The organism is Rubidibacter lacunae KORDI 51-2 (genome assembly GCF_000473895.1).
GTDB lineage: Bacteria > Cyanobacteriota > Cyanobacteriia > Cyanobacteriales > Rubidibacteraceae > Rubidibacter > Rubidibacter lacunae.
Genome location: NZ_ASSJ01000076.1, coordinates 66402 through 78993 on the forward strand (window position 1 = coordinate 66402; position 12592 = coordinate 78993).

The following is a 12592-nucleotide window of genomic DNA, read 5'->3' on the forward strand; positions in this document are numbered from 1 at the left end:
TAGAGTACAGCGGCATCCAAATCGTCCGGTTGCAATAGAGTGCTTACAGCACTTACCGAGAGGCGATCCGGGAGAGGGTACGAGCGAGAGCGAGTCGTCCCCAGATCAAGTGATGTCCTTGCAAAGACGTCATCGCTGAGTGCTACTCGCGGTTACTGGACGGTACGGGGGATTCACCTCTCTTCAGTTCGATCGGTTCTGTGGCTTTAGAGGAATTCCGTTGTTGAAGGTGACGTCACCGGCAAGGTATTGTTTGCCCTCAGGAGCAGGATCCACCGGCAGGCGCTCCTGCTCAACGTAGCGATCGCCGTCAAAGGTGTGCCTAATGTAGGCAGGCTCAACGCCACCCCCGGACTCCAGTCGGATGAGGTCGTTCCATCCCTCCGTTTTCTCGGCCGAGACGATGAGCGGCGCGCGACTAATTGGGAAGTTGTTGACCAGGGTGTATTCTCCGTCAGCTTCGGTGAAGAGCAGGAGATTGCAGCCACCGGTGCCGCAGAAAAAAGGTCCCATGAGGAGCACGAGTGTTTCGTCTATGCCGTCACCATTTAAATCACCCCGACTATAGATGTAGCGAGCGGGACCGCTGCCGAATTCACCAATTTCGGTGATGTAGTCGGGCGACACCTCCAAAATTGCCGCCTCGAGCTGGGCATCGGGCTCGGTCTGGAAGCGCACTACGTCGATCGGCTCCCACGCATAGATACCCCCATCGGCAAACAAGCTCAGATAAAGCTTGCCCTCTTTGAGGAGATAGGAACGAATGTATCCGGCATCAGCGGCAATCCGTTCGTCGAGACTCGGAGCCGGACAAAGAGCTTTGGTGGTTGCAAGCGGACCGAACTGGAAGCGACCGTTTGAATCGTCGTCACTGGGTTCGGCAGACCAGGTACCGTTGGCGCGATTGCAGTTAAGGCGCATGTTGACCGTGCCATCTGCATTGAGACGCATGATATATAAAGATGGATCGTCCGGGCGAATAGTCCCGATCTCCTCGCTCATCGATTGGATCTCTACCAAACGCCACTCAGTGTCTGCTAAAGCGACAATCGCCATCGCACTTTGCTCGGAAGCTTCTGCTCCCAGAAAAGTGGGGCCGAACTCTAGGTTGTCTAAGATCGCCCTCGCTGCAGGCCAATATGCATCGGGCATTGCTGTCGGATAGCGCAAGATCGCCTGAATGGCCTGCCCCTCGGCCTGACCGAGAAGCACGTAGCCGGATTCCTCGCGCTCGGTGTTGAAGGCGATCGCCATTTCGACCCAATCATAGGGAAACTCGGCTAGGTCGCCCTCGCCAGTAGGCGTCCAGCCATTGCTATCCAGCAGACCGTTGGGACCCCTAACCAACGCCTCAATCTCGTCTGCAGTTGCGGCTCCCTCAGGCAAAAAGATACCAACCTCGGCATTGTCGAGGGCGTTCCCTTGCGGTTTGAAGGTAAAGAAGATCTCGATCCCGTCTCCACTCCTATTAGAGGTGACGGTCATCGTCTCGGGATAGAGCGTGGTTACTGGAATGCCCTCAGCAGTCTGGTTATAGACGATCGAGGCATCAGTTTGAGCATCTTCGGGTGGTTCCACGGGAGCGATCGCGGCATCGGCGGGTTCTGCCGGGCTCGATTTTTCGGTCGGCTCGGGAGGCGGAGTGCGATTGCAGGCGACCGTCCCAGCAATCCCGAGGGTGGCAAACAAGACCATGATTGGCATTCTGACTGAGGTTCTGTTCATGGTTGTTAGAGGCTCAATGAGTACATCCTATGAATTTCGCAGTGTTACTGAGTAGCGCTTCAAGTAGGTTTTGTTACTAGGTGGGAGTGTCAACGCCAACATCGTCCCCGCAAATGGAATTCCCCTGGACCGAGGCAATAGCACCAGCCGCTCGTTCAAAGCCGACATAAACCAGAACGATCGCCTGACAATATTTTTTGGTTACTTGAAGATTTGTAACGCAATTGCGGCAGGAACCGCAGAGTTCGTGCCAGCCCCGCCAGCGATTCAAGATAAAATACCGAGTCGTGGTCGAAGCCTTCAACGAAGGTTTTGCAACTTCTTATCGGGATTGCCCGGATACCACTTACAGGGTGCGAACCAACTCTATTAGATCCTCGATAATGTCGCGATCGCCTTCTGCAAATATCTCTCGACCTCGTTGCCAGACTTAGGGACGGTAAAGACTTTAGCTTGTTCCAAACGTCTGTTTCGCTCGCAAAAACTGGTTATGGGATTTCATTCGCCCCGATAACACCCCTTAACTTTTTAGAACGACCAATCCGATCGCGGCTGCAACAGTCTCTAGGAGCATTCTTGAGTGACGCCTAACGAACTCAGTAGGGATATCAACCCGCAGCGAAGACTATTTAACGTCTAGCCCCCGTCCCTTCGAGTTGAACGATCGGTTGCAACAACATACGTCGATTCTGCGATCGCCCAACTCATTACTTACACGCATTCGTCGGAACCGGGTGTGTATTGACGTGCCCAATGGTCTGGCGGCTATTTGCCCTTAAGACCGAGCGTCGATCCCCAGCGAACTCTCTAGCTTTGTCAGCACGAGATCGGCGATCGACTGAATGCGTAACTTGCAAGCCCGAGTCTCGGTGGAATCGAACGAGCCGTTTTCCCAGAATTTATTGCTCCCGGCACCGCCGCCGCAAATGCCAAAATATTCGCAGGTCTGACGACAGCGGCCGACACCTGACTTCATGTCTCGATAGATCTGCTGAAACTTCTGGGTCGTGCAGACAGACTCCAGGGTGTCGGTTAAAACGTTACCCAAGACAAAATCACCGTAAGGTTGGGTTTTGACCGAAAGTAATTCCGGGTCGAAGGTGGAAAAGTTGCCTAAGCGATCGACGCTGACGATCGCGAAGGGGTTGTTCATATCCGTGTTGACAAGCCGCTCGTCATAATAGATCAAACTGCAAATTGATTCGAACTCGCGTAGTTTGAATTCTCCGTTAGTCTGAGTTGTGAGGTCCCAAAAGCGATCGATAAATGCTCGGTAGCGGTCTTCAATCTCGTGTTTCTGTAAAGACGAACATTGATTGACGCCTTCGGTCTCTTCCATGTTAAAACCGACATCCATGATGCCGTTTTCCACGAAGAAGTGGAAGAGTTCCTCGGGGTAGTCCAACGAGTCTTCCGTGATGACTGCAATCACATTCCAGTCGACCTCGTGTTCCTGTAAATATCTAATTCCGCGCATAGCAAGGGCATGGCTGTCTTTACCAGCACGGGTTTTGCGGTGGGCGTCGTGGAGGAAGGCCGGACCGTCAATACTGACACCTACGTGCACCGAGTGCTGCTTCAGAAACTTGCACCAGGCAGGGCCGATCAGCGTCCCATTGGTCTGAATCGAGTGGTTAAATAAGCAGTCGGTGGTTTTGAATTGTTGCTCGACTTTCCGAATGCGTTCGAAGGCAGACTCATAATAGGAAATGGGAACCGCAAGCGGTTCGCCTGCATGCCAGCAAATGGTGAAGCCTTGCCCGAGAAAGCGACTGGTGAAGACTCGTTTGAATATTGGTTCGATTAGATCCAGAGACAGCCGCTCTTTTAAGTGGCGATCGGGCAAATAACAATAGTCACAATCCAGATTGCAAAAAGAGGTTGGCTGGAGCACCACCAATCCGATAGGTCCGAAACTATCAAGATCGAGGTCGGCATCAGAAGCATCCACTTCTTCTAATCGCGAAGCAGTTGAGCGATTTGCTATCATGATTGATTTAAAATCTGGGAAAATACGATAACAGGCATTGCGGCTTAAGCGTTGATTGATTAAAACATTGGCAGCTATGCAGTTAGCAAAGCCACCGGCCAAAGCGACAGTTGATAAAACCTTCCCCTAGTTGAACTCTTAATGAAAATTCTGCAATCCCGCCATCCTATGAACTGGCTGCAATTGGCATAATCAACTTGCCGGCTCGGGCGTCTATCCAACCTACTCAAAGCCGATCTGAGTCTTATGCGGCTCCTTGGGACTGGGATAATTCACCCTCCCGTTAGCTAAGGGCACCGTGATTCGGGTGAACCCAAATCTATAGAGCTGAACCCCTCTCGGTCTGTTTGCGAGCTGGAAGGGTACGGGGGGTAGTAGCAGCTTGGTAAGACCTAACTGGTCGATCCATTAAAGGACCGACCATCCAGATCGTTATTGAGCATTCCAACTAACTAATCTAGAACTAATGACTAACGAACGTTGACGAAGCCACCACCACCACGTCTATTCACGAAGCCGCCGCCATCGCGGTTATTAATGAAGCCACCACTATCTCGCCATCCGTTCGGCCAGACCCGCCGGTTGGCGAACCCGCCGCCATTGATCCACCCAGCTTGCAAATGTTCTATCTCTGCTGCTGTCGATGCGGGCAGTTGGCCTTCTCTCTGACGTAGGGCAGCAGAAAGCCGGGTTAGGCGACTCTCCACTGATTGTCCGTGGCGATCTGCATGCAGTTCGGATAGGTCACCGGCTGCAGTTGCGGTTTGGGCAGTCAGTGCGGATAAAGCCATCATGAAGCCGACCAAACCTACTTGCGTACTAATTTTCAACGAACTTGCTCCTAAGAAACTCAGTTGCTATGGGATGGGGAACGGTATTCAGTTGGTTAGAACCAGAGGTGCTTTTGAAGGTGACTCCGAACCGTAATTTGGACTACTAATTCGAGAAACTAAAGTCGATGCCATCTGGCGGAACTTGGGCTCGGGTGAGTAGTTGAAAGCGGAAGAAATCATCAAGAAGTGACAATCTGTCTTCTCCAATTGGCACGACTCCCTCGGGACCAAACCACCGCTCGACAATCGCAACTGCTGCGGGGTCGCCGGTAATATAGCGGTCCATAAACCGAGCGATGCTGTAATCGACTAAGTTCATGAAGCTCGAGTTATCTTGGTCGGTCATACAGGCAACGCCATAGCGTATGGGCGGATTGTTAGAGAAGAACGTGTAGTTCTCTGCACCTCTCGGTTGCGTATAACCGTTGAGTAGAATGCTATCGCCGGCTAGAAGATCGATTTCCCCACTATCCAGTGCATCCATCCCGGCTTCGTAGGTCTCAATTTCAACCAGGACCGCATCTGGGTAAATCAGCTCTACGGCAGGTCGAACCAAGGGCCCGGGAGGAACACCCACTTTCTTTGCCGATAGTGATGTGTCATCGTCGAGGTCGGTAACCGACCGAACTAGCAACCGAGTGCTAGCGATTCCGTAGCTCATGGAGAAGTCGGCAACCAGATTGCGTTCCCAGGTAAAGATGACACCACAGCTCATGTCGATCCCTCTATTCCCCCGAAGTAGGGAAATGCGATCGCTGAAGCTACCCACTTCGACGATATCTAGAACGATTTCCTTGCCGAGGTACTGCTCCACCTCATCTCTAATCAGGTTGGCGATATCGAGGGAATAGCCTACGAGCTCGGATTGCCCGTCGGTGTATGAATATGGGATCAGGTTGGTCCTAGCACCAACTGTTAGAACACCCGTGCGGGCAACTTTTTCCAGAACCGTTTCCGCACTAGCAGTGCCGGCGAATCCAGTTGCAAGTAATATGCCAGTTAAGGCCGCAACTGATAGTTTTCTCAGCATGACAAACTCCTCAGTATGTTTAAATCCGAGTTGGGGATGGTAATTGTGTATTGATGGCGGGGAACGCCCTTGCCCGGTTTCCTAATTCTCTAACCCTAAGGTGGAATTTGGAATACGTTCGTGAAAGCCTACAGACTACCTTACGCATGAACCGCCGTCCTTTGCTGGTGCAACTGCCTCTAAGAGGAATACGGTCAGAGCGATAGTTCCAACCAACTGGATAGCTCCCACTCTAGATCGCGTGGGACTTACAGAAAAACCTTCAAGATTGGGAGAAGAAGATGCTTAGCAGCCGTACCGAATTCGAAAAGCTGCATCAATGGCAGATATTCTAGAACCTAGACGCTACTTTGGCAAGCGTTCGTGTGGCGTTTGCGTGGTTTCGGGCACCTTCTTAAAGGTTTTTTGGCAGCGAACCCAAAATTTACAGAAAAATGAGCCGATCGAGCAGCTGGAGGTCCTTGCTTAGGCAAACTCCATCTCTCCCCGAGATTCGGCCGAACCGCGCGAGGCACTAGGACCCTCTTACAAAGGGTTGGTGTGAGCGCGGCTACCATTGGTCGCGATCGCTCGAAGCCTCCTGAACTACTCTCCGGAACCACATTAGTGGTAAGCAAACACTCCTGGCTCGGATTCGAGAGAAGCGTCGACAAGGGGCTAAGCGGCTCCAGTCTCATGAACCAATCCGGCCATGTGCTTCAACAATAAATAGACTGGCTCGTCATCCAGTTTGGCAGTCTCCAGGTCATCGGCAAGCGGTCAGGGGCCGGGCCTTAGGACTGAGCCTGAGGGCTCTGCGCGATCGCCAACGCGCATTCGCTGAGCTTCGCCGAACAACATCGGCGAGACCAGCCATGCAACCAAAAACTCGACGACAGCTCCTCGCACCTGGACGCTCGTCTGCCCGTCCAGATCTCGACAATCGACAGCTCGGACATCATGGTCAAGAAGGGCCGAGCTGAATAAAATTGTGGGCGGACTTCCAGCTTCTGACAATTGAATACGCCATTGCGATCGCCGAATGAGAGCCTCGAGGGCGCAATCCTGGCAAACCCGCATGGGCTAACCCAGCCGCTGCTGCCAAGCCTTATCGGATTCTCATAAAGTCCCTGATGCGCGATCGACAACTACCCGGAGAGTCAGGTCTCAGGCGAGTTGCAAACGGCAGGATTTAATTAGTAGCGATCGCTTGACTGAAAAGCGCCCGCGTCAGCGAATCCAGCAACGTCCGGAGCATCCCCATGAACGGTCCCATCCACGTCGTCTGGTTCCGGCGCGACCTGCGCCTGCGCGACAACGAAGCGATTGCCAGAGCGGCGATCGGTGACGTGCCTGTACTGCCTTGCTTTGTCGTCGATCCATGGTTTTACGAGCAACCGGAAATTAGCGCCCACCGCGTGCGGTTCCTCTTCGAATCCCTAGCCGACCTCGATACGAATCTACGGGAGCGAGGCAACCAACTTTACATATTCTCCGGCACCTCCGTTGCCGTGTTGCAAAAACTGACGCAACAACTGCAAGCCCAAGGCTACCGTCCTGCCTTATTTTTTAATCGCGACGTACAAGTCCCATATGGCGTCGATCGCGATCGGGCGATCGCGCGGCTCTACCGCGAGCAAAAGCTGCCCATACATTTGGGGCTCAATTACTTCCTGCAACCCGACGGCGATCGGCGATCGGAGTGGCGCGATCGATACTACAGTTACCTGCGGCAACCGCAACACCCCACGCCAAAGTGCATAGTTTCTCCCAACCCCCTCACACTGGACATCCCGCAACTCGGTATTCCACAACTCAGCTTCGCTGACCTGCAGCAAAAGTACGCCCACTTGTGGGAGAACGGCACGGATTTCTTTCGCGGCGGCGAGACGCGCGCGCAAGCGGCACTCGGTTCCTTTCTGGAAAGCCGCTACCAAGGCTATCACTGGAAAATCTCGCATCCGTGGTTAACTCAGCGTGGGGCGACCTCTCACCTTTCGCCCCACTTGACCTGGGGCACGATCTCTACACGCGACGCCTACCAACGCACCAAAGCTCGCGCTGCGGAACTGGCTGACAATCCCAAAGCCACCTTTGCTCTTAAGCAATTCCGCGATCGCCTGCGCTGGCGCGACAGTGCCGCCCAGCGGCTTTACCTCGACCCGCACTGCGTCCACCACAACCTTTATCCAGAATTTGACGACTGCTACACCGAAACGCTGCCGACCGACGTACATCTCAACCGCTTGCAAGCCTGGCAAAACGGCCGGACCGGCTTTCCCTTGGTGGATGCCACCATGCGGCAACTGCGCGCGATCGGCTGGACGAACTTCCGGATGCGGGCAATGTGTGCCACGTTCCTGACGATCAACTGCGGCATTTCCTGGCATCATGGCGCACTCCACTACATGAACTGCCTCGTCGATGGCGACCTGGCGATCGACCACTGGCAGTGGCAAGCCCAAGCAGGCATCACCAATCCGCTAGCCAAGACCTTCCGCATCTACAATCCGACTAAAAACCTGCAGGAAAAAGACGCCGACCTGCGCTTCGTGCACTATTGGGTGCCCGAGCTGCGCGGCTACAGCTTGCCCGACCTACTCGCCGGCCGCTATCTCGGCAAATGTAACTATCCCGCCCCAATCTTGGACTGGAACGCCACTCGACTCATCAATGGCAAGCGCGTCTCCGATCTACGTGCAGCCGTCCGCGATCGTCTTCAGCACGACCAGCAGCACGGTAGCAGCAGTGAGTATCTCCGCGCTGCCAAAGCCAAGGAAATAACCGAGAAATATCGATCCGCCAAAGACGAGCAATTCCGCGCCTACAAACAACAAGAACTTGCCCTCGGCCTGAATCGCCCTGGAAACGCCGACAACTATCTCCCTGGCAACAAAAACCATCAACGTACCTACGAACAGCAAGAACTCACCCTCGACCGCGAGCGCGTCGAACCCGACGAAAGCTAGCCTGGATTATTCACGAAGATTTTGACGAGGCCTCAAACTGTTGCTCTGACGAGGCTCCAATCTAGGTGTATAGAAACGCACTGTCATTGAGCGAAAAAGTCTGCAAGTCTTGCACGGCAAAAGCTTTAGGGTCTCCGCATAAGAGTTCATGAATAATCCAGGCTAGGATAGCGATCCAGCGTATATGGAATTAGTGGTGGTAGCCGGTCCCTTCCTCCGGTGTCAGCGGATTCATAACCGGGTGAGCGCGGAAATAGTCGAGGCAGCGCTTGATGTCCTCGAGTAAGAGTGTCGCTAAATCGCGGCTAACCCCTTGGCGCACGAGAATGCGCTGGATGACGATGTCCTCACAGTTTGCCGGCAGGGAATACGCGGGAACTTGCCAGCCACGGCTGCGCAGACGATCGGCGAGATCGTAGAGTGTGTAGCCGTGGGTATCGAAGCCATCCTTGACTTTCCAGCTAAGAGCAGGAATACCGGTCTTCATATTGCCGTCATATAGGATTTCAAACGGACCCATTTTGCCAATCTCTTCAGCGAGATACTGGGCGGTTTCGTAGCAAGCCGTCTGAATCTTGCGGTAGCCTTCCTTGCCCAGACGCAGGAAGTTGAAATACTGGCAGGCGATCTGACCGCCTGGACGCGAGAAGTTCAACGCGAAAACAGCCATCTCACCGCCCAGATAATTGACTTTGAAAATTAGATCTTCCGGCAAGTCAGCTGCTTCGCGCCAGATGACCCAACCGACTCCGAGGGGAGCCAGACCGAACTTGTGACCGGACGTGTTGATGGACTTCACCCGCGGCAGGCGGAAGTCCCATTCCAGCTCGGGCGCGCAGAAGGGGGCGAGGAAACCACCGCTCGCGCCGTCAACGTGAATCGGAATGTCCAATCCCGTCTCTTGCTGGAATTTATCTAAAGCGTCGTTGATGGCTTTGACCGGTTCGTAGCCGCAGGTGAAGGTGACTCCCAGAGTCGGGACTACGCCGATGGTGTTTTCGTCGCAGCGCTTGATGACCTCTTCGGGGGTCAGCAGCAAGCGGCCCCTAGCCATCGGAACTTCGCGTAGTTCGATATCCCAGTAACGGGCGAATTTGTGCCAGCAAATTTGCACCGGTCCGCAGATCATGTTGGGTTTGTCGGTGGTTTTCCCGGCCGCCTTCATTTTTTCGCGCCAACGCCACTTCATCGCCATGCCGCCCAACATCGCGGCCTCACTCGAACCGGTGGTGGAGCACCCCAGGGTGTTGGCGGCGTCAGGGGAGTTCCAGAGGCCGGCCAGCATGTGCACGCAGCGTGCCTCGAGTTCTGCTGATTGCGGGTACTCGTCCTTGTCGATCGTGTTTTTGTCGATGCACTCGTCCATTAGCTTGTGGACTTCTGGCTCAGCCCAGGTTTGGCAGAACGTTGCCAGGTTTTGGCGTGCGTTGCCGTCGAGCATCAACTCATCGTGGACCACCTGATATGCGTGGCGAGGATCGTGTTCTTCCTCGGGGAATTTGTACTTGGGTAACGCAATCGAGAGGTCGGTCGATGCGTATACGGAATCGTCCAAGTCCTGGCGGATTTTATTTTTAGAAGAGAGCGGCATGGTTTGGAATCTCCGGATACAAGGGTTTAAGTGGTGTGGGTTAGAGAGCAGCCAGCCCGTTCGCTGCAGCGATCGCAACTGGCAAGCTGGCAGCAAAACAAGGGGAGCGATCCAAGTGCTATCCCTTCGGCAGCATTAGCACGATGACCAATCCCCACAAGGTCAGCAAGGTGTTGCTGACGGCGTAAGGAACGGTGTAGCCCAGCATGGGAATTTGGCTCTGGGCAGCTTCAGCCACCATGCCGACCGAGGCGGTACTGGTGCGCGCGCCCCCGCAACATCCCAAATTTATTGCGGGGTGGAACTTGAAGATGTACTTGCCGATGAGGGGTGCCAGTATCATCGGAATGGACGTAGCCACAATCCCCAGCAGGAACAGCTGAACGCCAGAGGATTTCAAACCGGACACGAAGCCCGGACCGGAGGAAATCCCCACCACAGCGATGAACATGTTCAAGCCGACGTTGTTCATGAACCAGAGGGTCGGTCCGGGAATGCGGCCGAAGGTAGGATGCACGCCGCGCAACCAACCGACGATTAAACCGGCAATCAGCGCGCCGCCGGAGGTGGACATGGTCAGGGGTACACCTGCCACGGGCAGCGTAATGGCACCAAATATGCCGCCGATGACAATGCCGAGACCGACAAATACCATGTCCGCAATTTGGGACGGGCGATCGGGGTAGCCTATTTCCTTAATCAAGCGATCGGTATGCCGGCGGGTCCCCGCGATCTTCAGGATGTCGCCGCGATGGATGGTGGTTTTAGGCAGGATCGGGATGCTGACACCAGCCGCACCCCGCACGATGTCGTTCAGGTAAACTCCGCGGGCGAAGTCTCTTTGAGCCAGATCCTCAATTGTTCTCCCACTGAGGCTTTTGCGCGTGACGACTACATCCACCGATTCCACAGGAATGCTCAACAGGTCGCGACCGGCAACTTCGGTTGCCGTCTGCTCGATGGAGTCCACCAACACTTGTGTCGGTCCGGAGACGGCGATGATGTCACCGGCTTGAATAATTGTGGTCGGGTCGGCGTCGATGAAGCCGTTGCCCTGCTGAATGCGCTCTATAAAAATGCGTTCTTCGGGGTGCAATTGCTCGGCTTCGGCCACCGTCTTGCCGACAACCTGGCTATTCTCATCGATCTGGTAAGCGCGAATTTCCAGTTGATGCCAGGCCGACTTGAAATCTTGGCCGGGCTTACCCCCCATCTGGGCTTCATAGTCTTTGCAAGCCTCTTCAATGTTGGTTCCGATCAGAATCGGTCCCAGGTAGACGATAATCATACCCGTGCCCACTGTGCCCCATATGTAGGTCACGGCGTAGGCAACGGGGATTTGATCGAGCAACGCCTGCACTTGATCTGCTGTCAAACCAAGGTTGTTGATGGCATTGGTTGCCAAGCCAATCGACGCAGAAATCGTCTGGGTACCCGAGAGCAAACCCGCGCCGAAGCCCAGTTGTTCGCCGGTAAAACCACCAATCAGCGAGCAAGCGAAGACCGAAAGCAAACAAATTATCGAGATAACAACGGCAAAAATGGCTTGGGGAAGTCCGTCGGTAGCGATGCCGCGGACGAATTGCGGTCCGACACCATAACCGACGGCAAAAAGGAACATTAAGAAAAAAACAGATTTAACATCGGGTGAAATCGAGATACTCAACTGCCCGATCGACAAGCCAGCCAGCAGCACTCCCGTCACCGAGCCTAAATTAAAACTGCCAACCCTAATGTTGCCTATCCAATAACCAATTGCAATTGCTAAATAAATAGCCAATGCGGGGTTATCCTGCAATGTTTTGACAATCCCTTCCAGCACGGCTGACTCCTGGTTTCATGCTTCTTTATATCCTAGCCAAAAATAATTCCAGGCTGGGTGATTGAGAAAATTTTCGCGGAAGCGAAGGCATAGCGAGTAGTCTGAATTTCGAACTCCAGCCGATGGCGGCTTTGCTGCTGCTGCCGCCATGACGCTTGCGCAAGCTTAGGAGCTGCGTTGCCCCGGAATCGCTGCTTTCTAAGCAGCCTCCAGCACGCGCACATTGACGCTTCAACCCCTCCCAACGATGGGTAAATAGCCATTGCCCCGAAGCCATTGCAGGGTTAACTTTTCCCGCTAAGTCTGCAGAAAACGTACGGCAGGGGCTGCAAGCCTTGTAGCGATGCCCGAGAAGCCGAGGATATTGAGATCGCACAACGGGATAATAAGGATTTTGAAAGCCTCGAAGACCTGCCGATTTATATTCAAAAACGATAACGGACCAATTTGCATAATGTTGACGACAGATAATGCAATCTATTTCGAGGAGTATCCGTTCCCGATCGGCCATCTGTCGCAGCACTTCCTAAAGTTTATATCAGGTAGTGGTTGCAGTTGGCAGTCGCGCGATCGCCTTGAATCAAAGCTCGATTTATTGTTTCCAGGTAGTCGGGAGTGCTGCGCGCGCGCGATCGCCGCTAAACTTTGGTGAC

The 12592-nt window shown here is 53.9% G+C and carries 8 protein-coding genes; 2 read left to right on the forward strand and 6 right to left on the reverse strand.

Annotated elements, in window-relative coordinates; all coding sequences use genetic code 11:
* Positions 1 to 183: 183 nt before the first annotated feature.
* The 4 genes from KR51_RS17655 to grrP form a co-directional block, all read right to left on the reverse strand.
* On the reverse strand, positions 184 to 1695 hold the full coding sequence (locus tag KR51_RS17655) for an META domain-containing protein (protein WP_051358210.1): 1512 nt from the start codon (positions 1693 to 1695) through the stop codon (positions 184 to 186).
* Between the two features lie 805 nt (positions 1696 to 2500).
* Positions 2501 to 3715, reverse strand: coding sequence for a cyclophane-forming radical SAM/SPASM peptide maturase GrrM/OscB (gene grrM, locus KR51_RS13405; RefSeq protein ID WP_022608583.1), 1215 nt, complete (start codon positions 3713 to 3715; stop codon positions 2501 to 2503).
* A gap of 470 nt (positions 3716 to 4185) precedes the next feature.
* Entirely contained in the window at positions 4186 to 4545 is a 360-nt protein-coding gene (gene grrA / locus KR51_RS13410; protein ID WP_022608584.1) for a GrrA/OscA1 family cyclophane-containing rSAM-modified RiPP, read from the reverse strand.
* Between the two features lie 106 nt (positions 4546 to 4651).
* The gene (grrP, locus tag KR51_RS13415) at positions 4652 to 5578 is read right to left on the reverse strand and encodes an extracellular substrate binding-like orphan protein GrrP (protein WP_022608585.1); all 927 of its coding nucleotides are present in this window, start codon (positions 5576 to 5578) and stop codon (positions 4652 to 4654) included.
* Between the two features lie 1241 nt (positions 5579 to 6819).
* Here grrP and KR51_RS13425 point away from each other — a divergent pair.
* The gene (locus tag KR51_RS13425; protein ID WP_022608586.1) at positions 6820 to 8526 is read left to right on the forward strand and encodes an FAD-binding domain-containing protein; all 1707 of its coding nucleotides are present in this window, start codon (positions 6820 to 6822) and stop codon (positions 8524 to 8526) included.
* Between the two features lie 190 nt (positions 8527 to 8716).
* Here the strand turns inward: KR51_RS13425 and KR51_RS13430 are convergent, their stop codons facing one another.
* Both KR51_RS13430 and aspT read right to left on the reverse strand, forming a co-directional pair.
* Positions 8717 to 10117 carry a glutamate decarboxylase gene (locus KR51_RS13430; RefSeq protein WP_022608587.1) on the reverse strand — a complete coding sequence of 467 codons (1401 nt, stop codon included), beginning with the start codon at positions 10115 to 10117 and terminating at the stop codon, positions 8717 to 8719.
* Between the two features lie 118 nt (positions 10118 to 10235).
* On the reverse strand, positions 10236 to 11939 hold the full coding sequence (gene aspT / locus KR51_RS13435) for an aspartate-alanine antiporter (RefSeq protein WP_022608588.1): 1704 nt from the start codon (positions 11937 to 11939) through the stop codon (positions 10236 to 10238).
* A 454-nt stretch (positions 11940 to 12393) separates the two neighbouring features.
* Between aspT and KR51_RS13440 the strand changes: the two genes are divergently transcribed.
* Positions 12394 to 12591, forward strand: a complete 198-nt coding sequence (locus tag KR51_RS13440) for a hypothetical protein (protein WP_040656259.1) — start codon at positions 12394 to 12396, stop codon at positions 12589 to 12591.
* The last annotated feature ends 1 nt before the right edge of the window (position 12592 follow it).